We start from the raw sequence: 19,952 nt of genomic DNA, 5'->3' as shown, positions 1-19,952 counted from the left end.
TAAATTTTCTTAATATCGCCCTAAATTGACTGCCACCCCGTGAAAGAACGTCCTAACACCAACAAGATCACGATCTATGACATCGCCCAGGCGTTGGGGCTCAGCGCTTCCACGGTATCGCGCGCGTTGCAGAACAACCCGCTGATCAACGAAGAAACCCGCACCAAAGTGCAGGACGCGGCCACCAATATGGGGTATGTGCCCAACTGGATCGCGTCGAGCCTGCGCAAGAAAAGGTCCAACATCCTGGGGCTCATCGTGCCCCGCACCAGCATGTATTTCCAGAGCACCGCCATCAGCGGCATCCAGCACGAAGCCCACAAGTACGGGTTCAGCATCGTGATCGGGCAGTCTGACGAAACGGTAGCCATGGAAAAAGAGCTGGCGCATACCTTTTTTTCGCTGCGGGTAGATGGCTTGCTGGCGGCTTCGTCCATGTTCACGACCAATATCGACCACTTCTCCCCTTTCATCAAGAATAATATCCCGCTTGTGTTTTACGATCGGGTGCCGCAGGACTTTCCCGGTTACACGATCACGGGCGACGATTTCAAGGGAGGGTTCCTGGCTACGGAGCATCTGATCAAGCAGGGATGCAAAAAGATCGCGCATTTTTCCGGCCAGCTGACCTGTAACCTTTACCAGCAGCGCCTGGCGGGATATAAAGCCGCGCTGGCCAAGTACAGGATCCCGTACGACGAATCGCTGCTATATGTCCACAACCTCACGCTGGACGCGGGCGCCGAAGCGGCGCGACAGATTTTTGCGGGAAAAGTGTTGCCTGACGGGCTTTTCGCGGCCAACGACGCCTCCGCCGTCGCGTTTATCCAGGAAGCGCGGAAAGTGGGGATCGAAATCCCCGGGAAAATCAAGGTAGTAGGGTATTCCAACGACCTTTCATCGCGGATCATCAGTCCTTCCCTCACCACCATCGAACAATCGGGTTATAAAATGGGTGAAAAGGCGGTGGAAACGCTCGTTCAGCTCATCAACAAGGAAGAAAAGATCAAGATCGTGAAGAATTACGTCTTCGAAGTGGAACTGATCCAGCGCGAATCTTCTGCCATGTAACCTAAACCGTATCGTAACCGTTTAATTGCCGATCAACCTACAACAACTTTAGTATGAAGAAATCCTACCTGTTTCTGCTGGCTCCCGCCTTGGCATTATTCGCCTGTAACAGGAACGTTTACGTCCCCAATCAGATCAATGCCCCCCTGCTGAAGGAAAAGGGCGAGGTGAAAGCCTCCGTTTCACTGTCTGACTGGCAGGCGGCCTATGCTGTGACCGATAACTTCGCCATCATGGCCAACGGCCAATATATTTCCCGCCTGCTTACGCTGGAGGGCGACGGGATCGACGACGATCCGATCATAGACCCCAATACCCGCGGCGGGCTGATCGAATTGGGCGCGGGTTATACCAAGGCGCTCGGCGTTTCGAAGAAAGCGGTTTTCGAAGTATATGGCGGTTATGGTTATGGAGGGTTCAGGACGTTGGAGGAATCCTACCTGTCCAAGCCCGATTCCGTGCGCGGGTACGACGATTACCGGCTTCGCACGAAGTTTCACAAGTTTTTTATCCAGCCTTCGTTCGGATTGTCGCACAAGGTGGTGGAAGTCGCGGTTTCGACCCGGTTTTCGCTGGTGAATTTCAATGATGTTTCCAGCGGTCGGCTGACCTGGGACGGCGATCCCGATATGAGAATGGATTTCCAGCGGCTGGACGGCAAGCTGATCGGTTTCATGGAACCGGCGGCTACGGTGCGCGTGGGTTTTAAAAATATCAAATGGTTCTGGCAGTTGCGCGCCTCCGTTCCCCTGCGTTCAGACGGCGTGGAAGCCGGCCCGACCCTGAACAATTACTTCCAGCCTTTCTCCTTCAATACCGGCATTTCCCTGAATTTCGGGAACTGGCTGAAGGATTAAAACGAACTGACGGTAGCCCGGCTACATTTTTAATAAACGGTCTGCATCTGGTGAGGCATTCAATGCCGCCGGTTGCAGACCGTTTTTTTTGTGAAAGCGGTCAGTAAAAAAGCGGGCCGTTAAGCCCGCTTTCCCGCGTATTCGAATTCGTTCGGTGATTTATTGCAGTTTGATGGCTGCGGCATGTCGGAAACCCTTTTGCTGCGCGGCAGCCGGTATTTTGATCTCAACGGCACCATCCTGCTCCTTCCAGCTCAGCTTACCGTGGTATCCAAGGAGTTGCATTTTTGTGCCTTTTTTAGGTTTTATACCATTGAAACGGATGACGGCGGGGAGCTGTTCACCTTCTTTCAGCAGATAGATCGCGTAGATGCCGCCATCGCGCTTTTGGGTGAAGCAGACATTCCCGTCTTTATATGGCGCAATGGAGCGGGTGCCGTAAATCGCGTCGCCGTTCAATTGCATCCAGGCACCGATGCTGTCGAGCTTGCGGTAGGCTTCGTCGTGCCAGGTGCCATCGGGGCCGGGGCCGATATTGAGCAGATAGTTCCCGCCTTTGGCCACGATATCTACCAGGTTATGGATGATCGTGTTGGTGGATTTGTATTGGTCGTTGGGCACGTAGCTCCAGGAGCCGCCCATGGTCATGCAGGTTTCCCAGGGATAATCGAGGGGCTTGTCGGGAATGGTTTGTTCGGGCGTACGGTAGTTTTCGTACGGGCCGTGAACACTCCGGTCTACCACGATGAGGCCGGGCTGGTTCTTCCGCGCCATTGCCGTGATGCCGGGCATATCGATATCCTGGTCCTGCGCCGGTGTTTTGTTCCACGACAGGGATTCCTTGGTGTGCATGCTGAGCGGGCGGACCCATCCACCATCCAGCCAAAGGATATCGACCTTGCCGTAGCCCGTCATCAGTTCCTGGATCTGATTGAACGTGAATTTCTTGAAAGCATTCCAGCGTTCGGGGTATTTGGACAGTTCGTAGCTGGGGTTACGGTCTTTCGGCGGGAAATAGCTCCACCAGTAGGAATCTACGTGCCAGTCAGGCTTGGAGAAATAAGCACCGATATGGATGCCTTCTTTGCGGAAAGCGTTGAAGACTTCCCGGGTAACATCGGCACGGGGATCTTTGCTGAAAGGCACGTTGGGCGCGGTAATCTTATAATCCGACTGCCTGGTGTCGAACATGTTGAAGCCGTCGTGATGCTTGGTGGTGAAAACCATGTATTTCATCCCGGCCTTTTTAGCCGCGGCGGCCCATTTTGCGGGGTCGAAATTTACGGGATTGAAGGTATTGGGCAGCGCTTCGTACTTTTTCACGTATTCGTAGTAAGGTATGCCGGCGGGTTGCCGTTGGGTCCAGCCCTCGTCTTCCGGGCAGAGGCTCCAGGACTCCACGATCCCCCATTGGGAATACGTTCCCCAGTGCATCATCAGGCCAAACTTCCAATCCTGCCATGCTTCGAGTTTTTCGAGCACCAGCGGGTCCGTTTCTTTCACATACGGCTCGTGCTGCGCCTGGGCGGAAATACCCGCCAGCAGGCAGCCGGCCAATATCAAATGCTTCATCTTCATGGTTTTGTTCACTGTTTTTAATTGTTCACTGTTATGGTTTGGTAACACTTTTTACATGCCAGGCCTGCAGTTGCGAACGCACCGCTTCCAGCCCGAGGCTTGTTTCCACCTCCACCGTACGGCTCATGCCCGGCAACAGGTCGAAATAGTTATCCGAAAAATGCGATTGGTCGTCTTTATCCAGTAGCAGCCAGACGTTTTTCGCCAGCTTTTGCGAGCTGAGGGTCACTCGTTTTTTTCCACCCGATTCCGTCACTTCCAGGCGTATGTCCGGTTCCGGCAACTCCAGTTCCCGGGGTGCAACAAAATAAAACACATTCTCAGAGAGGGTTTGGTTTTGATTTACCACTTTGGCATACAATATTACCTTCCGCGGACCGGCCCCTTGCAACAGCGCGGCCCGGTCCATCCGCCAGGCGATTTCCGAAGTATTGGCTTTCGCCGTGACGGGTTCGGTGAACGAACGAACCACTTTCCCTTCCATATCCATCAGCGTCAATTCCAGTTTCGCTTTTTCATCCTTCCAGAGATCGTTCACGATATATGCCCTCACTTGCCCCTCTTCGGCAGACAGGCTTACCAGCAGCGGCGTAAACGCTTTCTGCGCGAAGTATTGCAAGGCCTTCCAGCGACCGAAATAGTCGATGCTGCTCCACGAGGCTCCGGGCCAGGTATCGTTCAACTGCCAGTAAAGCGTGCCCATACAGAATGGCATATTGCGGCGGTGCGCTTCCAGCCCGATCTTCATCCCTTCCGCCTGCAACACCTGGCTCATATACAGGAATCCGGCGAAGTCTTTCGGGCGATGGTAATAATGGTCCATATAAGTCTGGATCGCGGCATTACCACGGGTAAAGGATTTCTGGTGCGATTGCATCACGAAGGAATGGATGTCCCACTGCGTGGAATCCGCGAACCGGCGAACAGTGTGCAGGTCCGGGAACGACTGGAAACCGAATTCGCTCATGAAACGTGGAACGTGCGAGGTAAAGGCCTCGAACCACTCCATGCCATGCCAGACGCCCCAGTAGTGGTTATCTCCGTGGCGGAAATCCTCCGCACGCCCCCAGTTGCTGATGGGCGAAGAGGGGAAGTAGAATCTTCCGGGATCGTGCGCCCTCACTTCGTTGCGCAGCAGTTCCTGGAAAAGGGTTTCGTATCCTTTCAACATGGTGGCCCATTGTTGTTCGGAATAGGCGTAACCGTCTTTCCAACCCCAGTTCCTGATTGCCACGGCAATTTCGTTGTTGCCGCACCACAGCGCCAGGGAGGGGTGGTTCCGCAGCCGGCGGATATTGTAAGCGGTTTCCTCCTTCACCTGCGACAGGAAAGCGGGATCGGACGGGTACAGCGTGCAGGCGAACATAAAATCCTGCCATACCAGGATCCCGTTTTCATCCGCCAGGTCATAGAAAATATCGTTTTCGTAAATGCCACCGCCCCAGACCCGTACCATATTGAAATGGCTGATTTCCATGTCCCGGAACATCTTGCGATAACGTTCGTCTGTAACGCGGGGCAGGAAGTTGTCGGACGGGATGTAGTTCGCGCCTTTCATGAACACGGGTTTACCATTGACCTTCACGAAAAAGGAAGTCCCGTCCTTATCGGGCGCATTCACCACTTCCACCGTTCGCAGTCCGATGCGGCGGGTCGTTTGCTGGATGGTATCTTTTTCGTGCAGGATCGAAACGGTTACCGGGTACAGGTAGGCTTCCCCCAATCCATTGGGCCACCAGCGTTTCGGCCGATGAATGGAAAAGGGAACGGTAACCGTCTGAGTGCCGGCCTGCAGGGATGTTTGCAGCTTTTGCGCTGAAAAAGCCTTGTTGCCGCTGTGCACAACGGCGGTATAATTCCCGGCCTGTTGAACGTCCAGCGTAATCGTGGCATCGAGGGTGGCTACGGCGTCGTTGAGGTCTTGCTGGCGGACCCAGGCGTCTTTCAACTGCAATTTGTTCCAGGCGCGCAGGAACACCGGGCGCCAGATGCCGCTGGTCACGTATCGCGGGCCCCAGTCCCATCCGTAATGGTAGGGAGCTTTCCGGGCGTGAATGCTAAGGGGGATATCGCTGGCGTCGTTGCCGGCGGGGTAAACGAGCCGATCGTTGAGGAATTTCGGCATATCATAGGCGATCGGGCTGTGGAACAGGATGCGCAAAGCGTTTCCCCGCTCCCGGGCGATGCCTTTAACGGCCACCTGTTTGCCCACGAACATGTTCCGGGCTTGCAGGATGAGGGAATCGTTGAGGTAGACGTCCGCATATGTGTCCAGGCCGGTGAAATCCAGCGCGATGGCTTCCTGCGAGAACATGGAAGCGGGAATGTCGAAACTGGTGCGGTATTCCCAGTCCTTTTTGTCGATCCATTGCAGTCCTTTTTCGTTGGCACCGGCAAATGGATCGGGAATCAGCCGATGGGCGAGCAGGTCGGTGTGGACGGTCCCCGGAACGGTGGCCCGTCGCCAGATGTTTTCGTCCGTCCGGCGGAATTCCCAGCCGGAGCCCAATTCCTGTAGCTGCTGTGCCATGGCCGGCATCGACAAGACCGCCAGTCCCAAAATCCCGATAATTCTCCTCATAACTGTCTGAAAAATGGTTAATTACCGGGTAAAAATAACAGTTTATGAAGAATCGGCGGGCATTTCGGATATTTGGGGCATGAAAAGTATCTGGAACCAGATTTTGCAGTATCTCTACATTCGTAAACGCGACAAATCGGAGCCGCTCAACACCAATACGAAATTGATGCACGGCATGAACCGGATTTCCATCCTGATGTTCCTGATCGCGATACTGATTCTATTGTATAGGGTGTTCTTTCATAAGTCGCACTAGGGTGTATAGGGCGTTCAGAGTTAAGTTGCACTAAGGATTGCTCCGTCCTGAATTTTCACAAGCAGTTGGCTGCGATCCTGTTCCGCTTACCGATAAAAAAATGTGCGGCCAGGAGCTCCCGGCCGCACATCCAATCTTTTCCACTAAAAGTTTCACTTCCCGTGAACCATCTTCACAATTTCCCCCGCCGCTTTCTCCGACGCCGTCCCGTCGCCCAAAAGGGTCCATAGGGTTGCGTAGTCGGCTTTCATCTGTTGATGACGGGCCGTATCTTTCAATATCAACGTCAATTCTTTCAGGAGATTCTCTTCCGTCAGATCGTGCTGGATCAGCTCCTTCACCACCAGCTTGTCCATGATTAGGTTCACCAGCGAGATATACTTCACCTTAATCAATCGCCTGGCGAAGAAATACGAGACCGGGCTCCCCTTATAACAAACCACCTCCGGCACTCCAAACAGCGCCGTTTCGAGGGTGGCCGTTCCGCTGGTCACCAGCGCAGCCGTAGCCTGCAACAGCAACGGATAGGTCTGGTTCTTCACCGTGGAAACGTTCGGATAAGCGTCCGTAAACTGACGGAGAAACGAATCGTCCAGGCTGGGTGCCTGCGCTACGATGAACTGGTATTCCGGAAAATACTTCGCTACGGAAAGCATCACAGGCAACTTCTTCAGCACTTCCTGCTTACGGCTGCCGGGCAGCAGCGCGATAATCGGCTTGTCCGAAAACGGCGGTAACGGCGGTGCCTGCTGCGCAGCCTTCACGGCTTCGATCAGCGGATGCCCCACATACGTTACCTCGAAATCCCACTTTTTATAAAAATCCTGCTCAAACGGCAGGATCACCAGCATTTTGTCGACCACCTCACGAATCTTCTTTACGCGCCCTTCCTTCCATGCCCACACCTGCGGACTGATATAATACACCGTCCGGATGCCCTGCTGTTTCGCCCATTCGGCGATGCGCAGGTTAAACCCGGGATAATCGATCAGGATGAGCACATCCGGTTGCCAGGCTGCGATATCCTGTTTACAGTAATCGAGGTTTTTAAGAATGGTGCGCAGGTTCATGATCACTTCGGCAAAACCCATGAACGCCAGGTCGCGGTAATGCTTCACTACGGTGGCGCCGGCTTTCTGCATGAGGTCGCCGCCCCAGCAGCGGATATCGGACGAGGGGTCCTGTTTTTTGAGTTGAAGGATCAGGTTGCTTCCGTGCAGGTCTCCGGAGGCCTCTCCCGCAATGATGTAATACTTCATGCCCCGTTCTTAGATGATTTTAAGCAGCAAGATAACGATTGCGTATAACAATGTGATCAGGAATATCCCGCGGGCCGTGAGGTCGCGGTGTTTGCGGGTATACAGGTAAAACACGATACCGTTCGCCAGCAGGCAAATGCTGATGATTTTGGGGATGAGGAACCGGTTGTTGCCTAACATCTTGATGAATTCCCCCAGCCCCTGGCCTTTCGGGTAAAAAACACCCAAATAATATAGCAGAAAGGCGATAATAGGGGTCAGGAGCCCCAGCAGAATGCCCAGCGATAATTTGTCTTGTTTCAACATGTTCATAGGATTATCGGAAATGCCATTCGGCTTCCAGTTGTTTTTTCAGGCGGTAGTTGGTAAGGTCGAACTGCACCGGCACGAGCGAAGTGTAGTTGTTCTCAAGCGCCCAAACGTCGGTTTCGTCGCCACTGTCCTGGTTCTTGAACGCGCCGGTAAGCCAGTAGTATTTCTTGCCGTGAGGGTCTCTCCGTTCGTCGAACTCCTCCTGCCATTTGGCGTTAGCCTGCCGGCAGATACGGATACCTTGATAATCTTTCTCCGGAACGGCGGGAATATTCACATTGAACAGGGTATGCGCCGGCAGCGGGGTTCCCAGCATTTTGCGCGTCACTTCATGTGCAACCTTCCGCGGGACGGACATATCGGCATCATATGCATAGTCCAGGAACGAAAAACCTACCGACGGGATTCCTTCAATGGCCGCCTCCATGGCAGCAGACATGGTGCCGGAATAAATGATATTGATGGAATGGTTCGCACCATGATTGATACCGCTCACACAAACATCGGGCGCACGGTCCAGGATCTTGTCGCGGGCGAGCTTTACACAATCAACCGGCGTACCGGAACACTGCCAGGCCTCGATACCTTCGAAGATATCCACGGAATTCAGCCGGAGCGGAAACCCCAGTGTAATGGCGTGGCCTTTGCCGGACTGCGGACTGTCGGGTGCCACCACCACCACCTGCCCCAGGGGGCGTACGGCTTCGATCAGGTTGCGGATGCCCGGGGCGGTTATCCCATCGTCGTTCGTCACCAGTATCAATTTTTCCTGCTTCACCTTTTTACTTTTATCAACAAATGTACATGCACCGGCCCATAATTCCTGCGGCTGTTCGGAATATTAACGATGAGATCAAAGATCGGATCGCTTGATTCTCCGGTAAGCGAGGAAGCTGAACAACAGGATATACCCGAAGGCGATCAGCTGCAGCGTCGATTGTTCAAACGGCCGAATCCCCTGCGATGCCAGCTGGTTCACGAGTTTCGTTTCCCCGGGAATCATCCTGTCGGTACATTCCAGCGGGAACAGCGCGCCCAAATGGGCCCTCACTTTAAAATCCACCAGCCGGCTGATGAAAAACTCGAATACATATGCATACATCACATAAATCGCGATCGCCACACCGGCACGCCGCATGAACACGCCGAGGAACATCGCCAACGCCAGATAAGCCATCGACTGTACAAATATCAGCCAGATCATTCCTATCCCATCGCCCGGACTTCCATTTCCTGACCGCAAGCCAAAAAACACGGCGCAGGCAGAGATCACGAGCGTCATAAACAACGCCATGGTGATCATCACACCGAATTTGGCCAGGATATACTGGTCTCTGCTCCAACCGTCGATGATATTCTGGCGGCTGGTCCGGAAATTATTTTCGTTGGTCAGGAAGATGATGAGCAGGATGCCCATGATCGGATACATCATACTGCCGATCCAGGCGGTGGTTTCCCAGGCTTTCGGGAAGCTGAATGCGCCGAGGAAGGTGGCCATCTGGCTGTTATTTTTCAGGATCAGCTCGTACGACCATAAAATCAATGGCACGATTACGAGGAACAGTCCGGATAAGAGCCAGAATGTGCGATAGGCTTTAACTTTCAGCCATTCTATTTTCAAAAGTTCGGTCATGGCAGGGGAATTAATTGGTCAGTTCAATGAAACGCGCTTCCAGGCTCTTTTTGCGCAGGGCGAGATAGTTGAGGGCGATGCCTTGCTCGAAGCAATAGCGATTCACCTGTTCCGCAGTTTGCCCGTTGTCGAAAACGGCCTGGAAACCGCCGTTATGCCGGCGCAGGGATCGCAGGCCGGGCATGGCGTTCAGCACCTGTTCCAGTTTGTTGCCGTCGGCCGAGTTTATTTCGATCATGTCTTCACTCGCCAGCACTTCGTCTACATGCCCGGAAGTGAGGAGCGTTCCCATTTTCAGGATCGCTACGTGCGTGCAGACTTTCTCCACTTCATCGAGCAGGTGACTGGCCATGATGACGGTGGTGCCCTGGCGCCCCAGTTCCCGGATCAGCTCACGGATCTCGGCGATACCGGCAGGGTCGAGACCGTTGGTAGGCTCGTCCAGCAGCAGCACTTCCGGGTTGCCCAGCAATGCGCTGGCAATGGCGAGGCGTTGTTTCATCCCCAGCGAATAGGTACTGAACTTTGAATCTTTCCTGGCCCAGAGACCACAGATCTTCAGCACGCGCTCGATATCGTCGCGCCCGCGCTGTTTGATGGCTGCGGCGATCTCCAGGTTACGGACCGCGGAATAATAATGGTAGAAATTGGGAGTCTCCAGCAGGGCGCCGATGCGGCGGCGAAGAGAATGATGCGGCGGCTGGCCGAACCAGGCATAAGTGCCCGAATCGGCCTTCAGCACGTCCATCACGATCCCCAACAACGTCGTTTTACCGCTGCCGTTAGGGCCCAGTACCCCGAAAACGCTGCCCGCGGGCACGTCGAAGGAAACTCCTTTCAACGCCTGGACAGGGCCATAGCGCTTGGAGAGCTGGTGCAGGGATAGCATGTGTGTGTTTTCCAAGTTGACAGATTTGAATGGCGAAAATATAAAAATCAGTTTCGGATCGGCTTGCCGGTTTTCAGCACGCTCTGCAACCTTTCCAGGGTTTTACGCTCGCCGCAAAGGCTAAGGAACGCTTCCCTTTCAAGGTCGAGAAGGTACTGCTCGCTGACAAGCGCAGGCTCGGACAGGTCGCCGCCGCACATCACGTACGCCAGCTTCCCGGCGATCTTGCCGTCGTGCTCCGAAATATAGTTGGCAAATTTCATGGCATTGATGCCGGTGAGCATCGCGCCCAGGGCGCCACGCCCCAGCACCCGGATGTCTGTCCGCTCGATAGGCCGAACATATCCCGCATCGGCCAGTTCCAGGGCTTTCTGCTTGGCATCAGCGATGATCCGGCTGTGATTGAGGCTCACCGCGTCTGTTCCATGCCGGAGGATCCCCAGTCCGAACGCCTCCGCGGCCGATGTGGCCACCTTCGCCTGCGCGATGGTCAGGAAGCGGTCCTGCAAAATCGGGTTCTCGATCTGGCCTTCACGATATTCGTCGGACGCGCGCAGCGCAAATTCTTTGGTCCCGCCGCCGCCGGGGATCAATCCCACGCCCAGCTCCACCAGGCCGATGTACGTTTCCGCACCGGCCTGCACCGCATCCGCATGGAGGCTCATCTCGCACCCACCGCCCAACGTCAGCCCGTGCGGCGCCACCACCACGGGGATGGAAGAATACCGCAGCCGCATCGTGCTCCGCTGGAACAGGCGGATGGCCATGTCCAGCTCGTCGTACTCCTGCTCCGCCGCAAACATGAAGATCATGCCCACGTTGGCGCCGGCCGAGAAATTGGCCGCGTCGTTGGCGAGCACCAGGCCGCGGAAGTCTTTCTCCGCGCGGTCGATGGATTTATGCACGCCTTCCAGCACCTCGCCGCCGATGGTATTCATCTTGGTCTTCCATTCGAGCGACAATATCCCGTCCCCCAAATCGTACAGGTTGCAGGCGCTGTTTTTCCAGACGATGTTGTTGGAAATATTTTCGAGGATGATGAACGCATCCGCACCGGGCACCGGTTGATAGGATTTCGAGGCCAGGTCGTAATAGCATTTCTTCCCGCCATCGATTTTGTAAAAGCTTTTCGCGCCCGAAGCGAGCATTTCCTCCACCCAGGGCGCCACTGTCCGGCCTTTGTCCTTAATGGTCTTAATGCCGTTTTCCACACCGAGCAGGTCCCAGGTCTCGAACGCCCCGATCTCCCATCCGAAGCCGGCTTTCATGGCGTCGTCCACTTTATAGAGATCATCGGCGATCTCGGGAATGCGGTGGGAAATGTAGGAAAACAGGTATGCGTGGAAGTTTTTGTAGAACTCGCCCGCTTTATCGCCGGCGGTGGCCAGCATCCTGATGCGTTGCTTGAGGTCTTCCACGGGCTTCGCCGCGTCGATAGACGCGAATTTCGCGCGTTGTTTCGGACCGTATTCCATGGTCTGAAGGTTGAGGGTAAGGATTTCCTTCCCGCCTTCGCCTTTCGTTTTCTTGTAAAAGCCCTGGCCGGTTTTATCGCCGAGCCAGTTATTTTCCACCACTTTCTGCAGGAACGGCGGAATCTCCATGATGGCGCGCGCTTCGTCGTTCGGTGCGTTCTCTGCCACGCCTTTGGCCACTTTCACGAGGGTGTCGATGCCCACCACATCAGCGGTGCGGAAGGTGGCGGACTTGGGCCGGCCGATGATGGGGCCCGTCAGTGCATCGATCTCGTCGATCCCCAACCCCATATCCTGCATGATGTGGAAAATGGCCATGATGGAGAAAACGCCCACGCGGTTGGCGATGAATGCCGGCGTGTCCTTACACAGCACGGTAGTTTTGCCGAGATACAGGTCGCCGTAATGCATGAGAAAATCCGTCACGGCCGGGTCTGTATGCGGCGTGGGGATGATTTCCAGCAGGCGGAGATAGCGGGGCGGGTTGAAGAAGTGCGTGCCGCAGAAATGTTTCCGAAAATCTTCGCTGCGCCCTTCCGTCATGAGATGGATGGGAATGCCGGATGTATTGGAAGTGATGAGGGTGCCCGGCGTGCGGAATTGCTCCACCTGTTCGAACACCTTCTTTTTAATATCGAGATTTTCTACTACTACTTCGATGATCCAGTCGCAGCCGGCGATGGATTTCATATCGTCGTCGAAATTGCCGGTGGAGATGTGATTGGCGGCTTCTTTGGTATAAAGCGGGGAAGGATTGGATTTGATGGCGGCCTGGAGCGCGTCGTTCACGATACGGTTGCGAACGGCCTTGCTTTCGAGGGTGAGGCCTTTGGCTTTTTCCTTATCATTCGGTTCTTTCGGCACGATATCGAGCAGTAAAACCTTCACGCCTACACCGGCGAAGTGGCAAGCGATCCGCGAGCCCATTACACCAGAGCCCAGCACAGCAACTTTATTGATCCTTCTTTGCATAATTTCCAGCTTTAGAGCAATGAATTTAGCATTTTTTACGGTTGAAAACTTGCGAAAACAGAAAAAGGCCGGCGAATCCGCCGGCCTTTTAACATTATTTTCTGACGATCAGCTGATCCCGCTACCCGGGGCCACGGTGGCGTCCGGGTTCACGAATACCAGCTTGCCATTATCTTCTGCCATGAGGATCATACCCTGGCTTTCGATGCCGCGCATTTTGCGGGGGGCCAGGTTGGCGACCAGCGTCACCTGTTTGCCGATGATGGCTTCGGGCGCGTAGTGCTCCGCGATCCCCGACACCACGGTCCGCTGTTCGCTGCCGAGGTCTACGGTGAGTTTCAACAGTTTATCCGCCTTCGGTACCTTCTCGGCATGCGTGATGGTACCGGCGCGCAGGTCCAGCTTCGCGAAATCGTCGTACTGGATCTCGGCCTTCGCAGGCTTCGCTTCCGGCGCAGGTGCAGCAGCCGCGGCGGCCGCCGCGGCAGATTTTTTCAGTCCGGCGTGAAGTTTTTCCACCTGTGCCGTCACCTGTTCGTCTTCGATCTTCCTGAACAGCAGTTCAGGCGCGCGCAGCGAGTATCCTACGCTTACGAGCTTCATGCTCCCGGCGTTTTCCCAATCCAGCATCCTGTCCACCACTTTCAGCATATGGCAGATTTTCTGCGCGGTAAACGGCAGGAAGGGATTGAGGAAAATGGCGAGATTGGCCGTGAGCTGCAGGCAGACGTGCATGCAGTTGTCGATCTTTTCCTGGTTGGCGGCCTGCAGTTCCGGCGTTTTCGCCAGTATCCAGGGTTGTTTTTCCTGGAGGTAGCGGTTGCCTTCGCGGGCCACGTTCATCACTTCGGCGAGCGCGTCGCGGAAACGGAAGTGCTCGAGGTTTTCGGCGATCTTCAATTTCGCATCCTGCAGCATCGCAAAAATGGCATCGTCTGCCGCATCTTTCACGGATGCGTGCATTTGAGGCACTTTCCCGCCGCACAGCTTGTGCATCAATACCATGGTACGGTTCACGAAGTTGCCGAGGTTAGCGACCAGCTCGTTGTTATTCCGGTCCTGGAAATCCTTCCAGGTGAAATCGTTGTCTTTCGTTTCGGGCGCCGTAGAACAGAGCACGTACCGGAGCACGTCCTGCTGGTCGGGGAAATCCTTGATATAATCGTGTACCCATACGGCCCAGTTGCGGGAAGTGGATACTTTTTCGCCCTCGATGTTGAGGAATTCGTTGGCCGGAACGTTGTCCGGGACGATGAAGCCGCCGTGACCCTTGAGCATCGCGGGGAAGATGATACAGTGGAACACGATATTGTCTTTCCCGATGAAATGCACCAGGCGCGTATCTTCCTTGCACCAGTAATCGGCCCAGTTTTCGGTGAGCTCCTTGGTGGCGGAAATATATCCGATCGGCGCGTCGAACCAAACGTACAGCACTTTCCCTTCGGCGTCCGGCAGCGGCACCTTGATGCCCCAGCTGCTGTCGCGCGTCATGGCGCGGCTTTGCAGGCCGTTGTCCAGCCAGCTTTTACACTGTCCGAACACGTTATTTTTCCATTCCTTGTGGTCTTCGAGAATCCATTGTTTCAACCAGGGCTCGTATTGCTGGAGGGGCATGTACCAGTGTTTGGTCTTGCGCTTCACCGGCACCGCGTCGCTGAGGGCGGAACGGGGATTGATAAGCTCGTCCGGGCTGAGGGAACTGCCGCAGCGCTCGCACTGGTCGCCATAAGCGCGGTCGTTACCGCATTTCGGGCAGGTACCGATGATGTACCGGTCTGCGAGGAACACCTGTTTGATCTCGTCGAAATATTGTTCCGATTCCCGTTCTTCGAACAGGCCTTTATCGTACATCTCCTTGAAGAACGCCGCGGCCGTTTCATGATGGACCTGGCGGGAGGTGCGGGAGAATATATCGAAAGAAATGCCCATCGCCGCGAAGCTGTCGCGGATGACGGCGTAGTATTTATCGACGATGTCTTGCGGGCTCACGTTTTCCTGCATGGCCTTGATAGTGATGGGCACTCCATGCTCGTCTGTCCCGCAGACGAATTTTACATCCATTTTCCTGGACCTGAGATACCGCACGTAAATATCGGACGGCAGATAGCAGCCGGCCAGGTGCCCGATGTGCACCGGTCCGTTGGCATAGGGTAAAGCCGCCGTCACCAGGTATCTGTTAAATTTTTCCATTGGCGTATTCTCCGTTAAAAAATTGAAAATAACACTTACTTTGGTCACCCAATGCAGGTTATTTGTGAATTTATTACTAATCTGCAAAGGTAAACTAAAGCGACGACGAATGAGCAAAATTCCGCCCTATCTTAAAAAAGGCGACCTTATAGGCATTATGTGCCCCAGCAGTAAAATGGAGCTCCACGCGGCCGAGTTTGCGGCAGGCATACTGCGGTCATGGGGGTACCGTGTGCACCTCGGGATTACGGTAGGCACGAGTTTCCATAACTTTTCCGCGCCCGACGAGCTCCGGTTGGAGGAATTGCAGGATATGATGGACGATCCGGAGATCAAGGCGATCCTTTTCGGCCGCGGTGGCTACGGCCTCGTGTGCATCCTCGACCGGATCAATTTCTCCAGATTCCGCCGCCATCCCAAATGGCTTTGCGGGTATAGCGACATCACGGTGCTGCATACCCATCTCCAGGAGCAATTCAAGATCGCCAGCCTCCACACCCTCATGTGCAGCGGCATCACCCCGTCCACCAAAGACAATAATTATGTAGCCAGTCTCCGCGACGCCCTTTCCGGCAAACGGAGCCGTTATACCGCCGAGCCCCACCACATGAACCGTTCCGGTAAAGCTGCCGGCAAACTGGTGGGCGGCAACCTGACCCTCCTTTCCAACGTTTCCGGCACCTCGTCACAGCCCAACACCAAAGGGAAAATCCTCGTACTGGAAGACATCGGCGAATACCGCTATAACGTAGACCGCATGATGTACAACCTCAAACGGGCTGGCTGGCTCGACAACCTGGCCGGCCTCGTGGTGGGATCGTTCGCCGATCCCCGGGAAACGGAAACCCCCTTCGGCCAAACCGAGTTCGAGATCATCCGCAACCTGGTGGCGGAATATGATTATCCCGTTTGCTACGACTTCCCGGTCGGGCATCAGGACGAGAACTTCGCGCTCAAAATGGGCGTTGCGCACGAGCTGAAAGTGACGCCCCGCGGCGTTTCGCTGGCGGAGGTGCGCTGATCCCGCAGGTAACCTGTCAGCGTTGCAGGATGGAATCGAGTTTCTGGTGGTAGAAGGGATAATCCCCGAGGTTGTTATGCTCCCCGCCCTGGATGGTAAACAACGTATCGCCCGGCTTGAAGAAGGTTTTCAGCTTCTCGCCGGAAGCGTAAGGCACCGTATCGTCGTCCGTTCCGTGGAAGATCACGACGGGCGCGGTCACTTTGGGGAGATATTCGTAAGTGGGCAGCTTGAAATCGAGCATGAGGCTGTAGGGATAGATGGGCGCCACCTCGGCAGCCACGTCGTGGATGCTGTAATAGGGCGTTTCGAGGATGAGGCGCCTGCAATCGCGCACAGACGCCAGTTCCGTAGCGATCCCCGTGCCGAGGGATTTCCCGTAAATCACGATCTGGTGGGGCGCAAAGCGGGTGCGGGCCACCTTGTACATGAGGAGCGCATCCTCGTACAACGCTTCTTCCGTCAACCTGCCCGTACTTTTCCCGAATTCCCGGTAATCCATGATCAGCACGTCGTACCCGTTCCGGGTAAAATCGGGCATATACTTCGCGTACCGGTTGATGTTCGCCGTATTCCCATGGAAATAAAGCACCATCCCCCGCGGTTTTTCCGCTTTGAACAATACTGCGCTCAGTTTCACTTTCTTATTGACCGGGATCAGCATTTCCTGGAAAGGCACGTCGAATTTGTACTGGTAATTGACCGGTAAAACTTCCGGGTGAAATAGCAGCTTATCCTGCAGAAAATACAATATCACCCCGGCCAGGAGGTAGATGGCGATGGCCCAAAGGGCGATCTTCTTCAAATATTTGCGGATGGTGGACGGCTGCTGCTCCATGATTCGAAATCTTTATTCCTGCAGGATGTCGCGGATGAAAGTATGATACTCCGGGAAAGACGGCAGATTGTTATGCCCCCCGCCCTGGATGTGGATCAGCGTCACTTTCGCGGGATTGAGGGCGCGGAGGGCTTCGCTGTGGCGGATAGGGATCAACCTGTCTTTCGTTCCATGCAGGATATAGGTGTGGCAATTCACTTTCCGTATCCATCGATCGGCGCGAAGGTGGTATCGCAACACCCAGGTTACCGGTAAAATAGGTAAAAATCGCTTGACGACGCGGGTAATACTGTAATACGGCGCGTGCAGGATGCAGTACCGTGGCCGGTTATCGCAGGCCAGCTTCACCGCAAACCCGCTCCCCATGCTCCTACCGTATACCAGAATGTGGCTTTCGGGGTATTTCTCCAACTGCACGTCGTATACGAACTGCGCATCTTTCAGCAATTGCGTTTCCGAACGCTTCCCCGTGCTTTTCCCGAACCCGCGGTAATCTACCATGAGCACGTCGTAGCCATGGCGGGTATAGTCGCGGGCGTATTTGCCCCAACCCTTGATACTGCGGGTGTTTCCATGAAAATACAGCAAAAGCCCCCTCGGCTCCGGCACCTTGAAATGCAGTCCGTTCAGCCTTACGCCCGGTTCCGGGTCGAAGAACAGCTCCTCGAAAGGCTGATCGTACCGGAAAGTGAAGTCAGGATGCAGTTTCTCCGGCTTCCAGATGAAGCGGTCCTGGATGATGAAGGCCAGTACGATGAGCACGATATAACCGGCGAGGATGTAGTAAACCATACAGGACCGGGACTTTGGGTGAAAACGGGTCAGTCTTCCACATCCGGCACGATCTCCATGCCATAATCGTCCGCAGTCAGCAGCCCCTGGTCTTTCACGCCCTGAATTCTGGACGCGTCTGAATGGAGGTCGCGCACGTCGAACTGGTGATGCAGGTAATTGAAGGTATGCAATTTTCCTGCAAGTCCCGGTACGCCCGCGAGGTATTTGATGATTTCGTTCACCATGAGCAGGGCGGTGGCGCCATGCGTGGCGCCCATGGCGCCGGCGTCGAAATTGCGGAAATCGTCGAGGAGGAATTCGTTGCAGCGGTACGAAGCGGCGGGCGCTCCGCTGGCGGGCAGCATATTGAACCCTCCCCACCAGGCGGTCCAGTTATGGACTTCGCCCATGACGAAGGGTTTATTATCGAGGATGCAGGCATCGTTGGTCACGAGGTGGGTGGGGCGATGTTGCGAGCAGTCCACGATGAGGTCGAATCCCTGGAAAACCTGCCGGGCATTTTCCGGTTTTACCTGGATGAGAAAGGGGTAATGCTTGTTCCAGGGGTTGAGGGAAAAGAGGCGGCTGGCGGCCATTTTGGCCTTGTGCTTGCGCACGTCCTGCATGTTGAACAGGGGCTGGCGATGGAGGTCTTCCTCCCATATCACCCCATAATCCGCGATGCCGATCACGCCAACGCCTGCTGCGCTGAGGTATTGGGCAACGGGGCTACCCAATCCGCCCGCGCCGATGATGAGAATGCGCGCTTTCTTCAATTGCTCCTGCATCTGCACGCCCATTCCGGGCACCGCGATGGGATGTTTATATCTGTTCAGTTCTTTTTCTGACAACATGTTATGCTAAGGTCTGATTTCCTCCGCAAAGATAACCTACTCCTGCGGAAACTCCATCGTGAAACGGCTGCCCTTGCCCATAATGCTTTCCACGCGGATCTTTCCCTTGTGCGCGTCTACGATGGCTTTCACGTAAGTAAGCCCCAGCCCGAAACCTTTCACGTTATGCACGTTCCCGGTATGGGCGCGGTAAAATTTCTCGAATATGCGCGACACCGTGTCGCGGCTCATCCCGATGCCGTTGTCGGCGATCGAGATCACGAGGTTTTTGCGGGTGTTGGACGTGGCGATGCGGATCTCCAGGTTGTCTTTCGAATACTTGATCGCGTTATCGAGCAGGTTGAAGATGAGGTTGGAGAAATGCACTTCGTCGGCCTTCAGGATGGGCTGGATGGCGTTCAGCTGCAATTCCACGCGGCCGTTCTTGCCGTCGAGCTGCAGGCGGAGGTTGTCGATGGTATGGGTGATGAGTTGGTGCACGTCGATGGGCTGCAGGTTGAGGGTCAATTCCTCTTTTTCCATGAGGGCGGATTGGAGGATGGATTCCACCTGTTTGTTCATCCGTTTGTTTTCCTCCTTGATGATGCCCGAAAAGTACCTGATTTTCTCCTTGTTTTCCATGACGCGTTCGTTGCCGATGGCGTCTATGGCGAGGGAGATGGTGGCGAGCGGTGTTTTCAGCTCGTGGGTCATGTTATTGATGAAATCGCTCTTGATCTCGGAAAGTTTTTTCTGGCCGAGCATGGTGCGGATGGTGAGGGCGAAAGCGGTGACGATGATGATGGTAAAAACGATGCTGCCGAAGATCATCCATCCGAGTGATTTGAACACCGTGAAACTGCTTTGCGGAACGAATACGTGGAGCACTTCCATGGTGGGCGATGTAAGGTTATCGGCCAGCGGAACGATGATTTCCTGGTAGAGTGCGGAGTCGACGTCGCGCCGGCGGAGGCGTTCCACGAAGTTGCGGGAGCTGAGCTGGATATTGATGCCGTGCGGGGTGGGCGACTCGATGCCGAATTCGAAGATCGTGTCGAGCTTGTTGGCCTTCATGGCTTTGCGGAGCGCAGCAGACACTTCGTTGACATCTACCTGTGCGGAGATCGGTATAATCTGTTTGATGTTGTTGTCGGAGAAGGGATCGAGCATGAATTTGCCGAGCACGCCATCGGGTTTGTTCCGGTCGATCTGGATGCGGGTGACGGGTGTGACGGATTTGCTGAGGATGTCGTTCCCGGCGGCGAGAACGGCTTCTTCCATTTTATGTTCTTTCTCTTCTTTTTTGATATGGGCAGCATTACGAATCCAGCTAAACTGTATATAAATGATACCCAGGAGGGAAAGTGAAATCAGTGCAATTAGAACAGGAAATATCTTTTTTAACGGCAGCAT

Annotated in this window: 17 protein-coding genes; 4 read left to right on the top strand and 13 right to left on the bottom strand. The window is 54.7% G+C overall.

The window, feature by feature from the left end:
- Positions 1 to 39 precede the first annotated feature (39 nt).
- Together EJ361_RS08120 and EJ361_RS08115 are read left to right on the top strand one after the other, a co-directional pair.
- A complete protein-coding gene (locus EJ361_RS08120; RefSeq protein WP_126244990.1) occupies positions 40 to 1,071 on the top strand; it encodes a LacI family DNA-binding transcriptional regulator in 1,032 nt (343 codons plus the stop codon).
- A gap of 53 nt (positions 1,072 to 1,124) precedes the next feature.
- The gene (locus EJ361_RS08115) at positions 1,125 to 1,928 is read left to right on the top strand and encodes a hypothetical protein (RefSeq protein WP_126244989.1); all 804 of its coding nucleotides are present in this window, start codon (positions 1,125 to 1,127) and stop codon (positions 1,926 to 1,928) included.
- Between the two features lie 159 nt (positions 1,929 to 2,087).
- On the opposite strand, the gene EJ361_RS08110 is transcribed toward EJ361_RS08115, so the two are convergent.
- Positions 2,088 to 3,500 carry an alpha-L-fucosidase gene (locus tag EJ361_RS08110; RefSeq protein WP_240646580.1) on the bottom strand — a complete coding sequence of 471 codons (1,413 nt, stop codon included), beginning with the start codon at positions 3,498 to 3,500 and terminating at the stop codon, positions 2,088 to 2,090.
- 37 nt (positions 3,501 to 3,537) lie between these two features.
- The gene (locus tag EJ361_RS08105; protein ID WP_240646579.1) at positions 3,538 to 6,087 is read right to left on the bottom strand and encodes a beta-mannosidase; all 2,550 of its coding nucleotides are present in this window, start codon (positions 6,085 to 6,087) and stop codon (positions 3,538 to 3,540) included.
- A gap of 79 nt (positions 6,088 to 6,166) precedes the next feature.
- Here EJ361_RS08105 and EJ361_RS25575 point away from each other — a divergent pair, with 79 nt between their 5' ends.
- Positions 6,167 to 6,343 (top strand): DUF6728 family protein, encoded by a 177-nt coding sequence (locus EJ361_RS25575; RefSeq protein WP_164714131.1) that lies wholly within the window; start codon positions 6,167 to 6,169, stop codon positions 6,341 to 6,343.
- A 152-nt stretch (positions 6,344 to 6,495) separates the two neighbouring features.
- Here EJ361_RS25575 and lpxB read toward each other — a convergent pair whose 3' ends face one another.
- The 7 genes from lpxB to metG form a co-directional block, all read right to left on the bottom strand.
- The gene (gene lpxB, locus EJ361_RS08100; RefSeq protein WP_126244987.1) at positions 6,496 to 7,602 is read right to left on the bottom strand and encodes a lipid-A-disaccharide synthase; all 1,107 of its coding nucleotides are present in this window, start codon (positions 7,600 to 7,602) and stop codon (positions 6,496 to 6,498) included.
- A 9-nt stretch (positions 7,603 to 7,611) separates the two neighbouring features.
- Positions 7,612 to 7,908, bottom strand: coding sequence for a hypothetical protein (locus EJ361_RS08095; RefSeq protein WP_126244986.1), 297 nt, complete (start codon positions 7,906 to 7,908; stop codon positions 7,612 to 7,614).
- A gap of 10 nt (positions 7,909 to 7,918) precedes the next feature.
- Positions 7,919 to 8,692: a 5'/3'-nucleotidase SurE gene (surE, locus tag EJ361_RS08090; RefSeq protein WP_126244985.1), complete on the bottom strand. Its 774-nt coding sequence runs from the start codon at positions 8,690 to 8,692 to the stop codon at positions 7,919 to 7,921.
- Positions 8,693 to 8,767: 75 nt separating this feature from the next.
- The gene (locus tag EJ361_RS08085) at positions 8,768 to 9,547 is read right to left on the bottom strand and encodes an ABC transporter permease (protein ID WP_126244984.1); all 780 of its coding nucleotides are present in this window, start codon (positions 9,545 to 9,547) and stop codon (positions 8,768 to 8,770) included.
- Positions 9,548 to 9,557: 10 nt separating this feature from the next.
- Entirely contained in the window at positions 9,558 to 10,451 is an 894-nt protein-coding gene (locus tag EJ361_RS08080; protein WP_240646578.1) for an ABC transporter ATP-binding protein, read from the bottom strand.
- Between the two features lie 32 nt (positions 10,452 to 10,483).
- The gene (locus tag EJ361_RS08075) at positions 10,484 to 12,883 is read right to left on the bottom strand and encodes a 3-hydroxyacyl-CoA dehydrogenase/enoyl-CoA hydratase family protein (RefSeq protein ID WP_126244983.1); all 2,400 of its coding nucleotides are present in this window, start codon (positions 12,881 to 12,883) and stop codon (positions 10,484 to 10,486) included.
- Between the two features lie 108 nt (positions 12,884 to 12,991).
- Positions 12,992 to 15,073: a methionine--tRNA ligase gene (gene metG / locus EJ361_RS08070; protein WP_126244982.1), complete on the bottom strand. Its 2,082-nt coding sequence runs from the start codon at positions 15,071 to 15,073 to the stop codon at positions 12,992 to 12,994.
- A gap of 109 nt (positions 15,074 to 15,182) precedes the next feature.
- Between metG and EJ361_RS08065 the strand changes: the two genes are divergently transcribed.
- Positions 15,183 to 16,094 carry a S66 peptidase family protein gene (locus EJ361_RS08065; protein WP_126244981.1) on the top strand — a complete coding sequence of 304 codons (912 nt, stop codon included), beginning with the start codon at positions 15,183 to 15,185 and terminating at the stop codon, positions 16,092 to 16,094.
- A 16-nt stretch (positions 16,095 to 16,110) separates the two neighbouring features.
- Here the strand turns inward: EJ361_RS08065 and EJ361_RS08060 are convergent, their stop codons facing one another.
- Genes EJ361_RS08060 through EJ361_RS08045 form a run of 4 tightly spaced genes read right to left on the bottom strand, consistent with a single transcriptional unit; the run spans position 16,111 to position 19,820 of the window.
- Positions 16,111 to 16,932 (bottom strand): alpha/beta hydrolase, encoded by an 822-nt coding sequence (locus EJ361_RS08060; RefSeq protein WP_126244980.1) that lies wholly within the window; start codon positions 16,930 to 16,932, stop codon positions 16,111 to 16,113.
- 12 nt (positions 16,933 to 16,944) lie between these two features.
- Positions 16,945 to 17,724, bottom strand: a complete 780-nt coding sequence (locus tag EJ361_RS08055; protein WP_126244979.1) for an alpha/beta hydrolase — start codon at positions 17,722 to 17,724, stop codon at positions 16,945 to 16,947.
- A 29-nt stretch (positions 17,725 to 17,753) separates the two neighbouring features.
- Positions 17,754 to 18,560, bottom strand: coding sequence for a HesA/MoeB/ThiF family protein (locus EJ361_RS08050; RefSeq protein WP_126244978.1), 807 nt, complete (start codon positions 18,558 to 18,560; stop codon positions 17,754 to 17,756).
- A gap of 36 nt (positions 18,561 to 18,596) precedes the next feature.
- Entirely contained in the window at positions 18,597 to 19,820 is a 1,224-nt protein-coding gene (locus tag EJ361_RS08045) for a sensor histidine kinase (RefSeq protein ID WP_240646577.1), read from the bottom strand.
- Positions 19,821 to 19,952: the final 132 nt, after the last annotated feature.

It is taken from the genome of Chitinophaga rhizosphaerae, assembly GCF_003958645.1.
In the GTDB taxonomy this organism is placed as follows: Bacteria; Bacteroidota; Bacteroidia; order Chitinophagales; family Chitinophagaceae; genus Chitinophaga; species Chitinophaga rhizosphaerae.
This window is presented reverse-complemented; position numbering and strand designations above follow the sequence as displayed.

What these genes read in the sequence shown, in the direction of transcription:
- EJ361_RS25575 (WP_164714131.1), top strand. Translation starts at nt 6,167, where the DNA reads ATGAAAAGTATCTGGAACCAGATTTTGCAGTATCTCTACATTCGTAAA.
- EJ361_RS08055 (WP_126244979.1), bottom strand. Translation starts at nt 17,724, where the DNA reads ATGGTTTACTACATCCTCGCCGGTTATATCGTGCTCATCGTACTGGCC.
- EJ361_RS08115 (WP_126244989.1), top strand. Translation starts at nt 1,125, where the DNA reads ATGAAGAAATCCTACCTGTTTCTGCTGGCTCCCGCCTTGGCATTATTC.
- EJ361_RS08060 (WP_126244980.1), bottom strand. Translation starts at nt 16,932, where the DNA reads ATGGAGCAGCAGCCGTCCACCATCCGCAAATATTTGAAGAAGATCGCC.
- EJ361_RS08085 (WP_126244984.1), bottom strand. Translation starts at nt 9,547, where the DNA reads ATGACCGAACTTTTGAAAATAGAATGGCTGAAAGTTAAAGCCTATCGC.
- EJ361_RS08110 (WP_240646580.1), bottom strand. Translation starts at nt 3,500, where the DNA reads ATGAAGCATTTGATATTGGCCGGCTGCCTGCTGGCGGGTATTTCCGCC.
- metG (WP_126244982.1), bottom strand. Translation starts at nt 15,073, where the DNA reads ATGGAAAAATTTAACAGATACCTGGTGACGGCGGCTTTACCCTATGCC.
- EJ361_RS08065 (WP_126244981.1), top strand. Translation starts at nt 15,183, where the DNA reads ATGAGCAAAATTCCGCCCTATCTTAAAAAAGGCGACCTTATAGGCATT.
- EJ361_RS08095 (WP_126244986.1), bottom strand. Translation starts at nt 7,908, where the DNA reads ATGTTGAAACAAGACAAATTATCGCTGGGCATTCTGCTGGGGCTCCTG.
- EJ361_RS08045 (WP_240646577.1), bottom strand. Translation starts at nt 19,820, where the DNA reads ATGGAAGAAGCCGTTCTCGCCGCCGGGAACGACATCCTCAGCAAATCC.
- EJ361_RS08050 (WP_126244978.1), bottom strand. Translation starts at nt 18,560, where the DNA reads ATGTTGTCAGAAAAAGAACTGAACAGATATAAACATCCCATCGCGGTG.
- EJ361_RS08105 (WP_240646579.1), bottom strand. Translation starts at nt 6,087, where the DNA reads ATGAGGAGAATTATCGGGATTTTGGGACTGGCGGTCTTGTCGATGCCG.
- lpxB (WP_126244987.1), bottom strand. Translation starts at nt 7,602, where the DNA reads ATGAAGTATTACATCATTGCGGGAGAGGCCTCCGGAGACCTGCACGGA.
- EJ361_RS08075 (WP_126244983.1), bottom strand. Translation starts at nt 12,883, where the DNA reads ATGCAAAGAAGGATCAATAAAGTTGCTGTGCTGGGCTCTGGTGTAATG.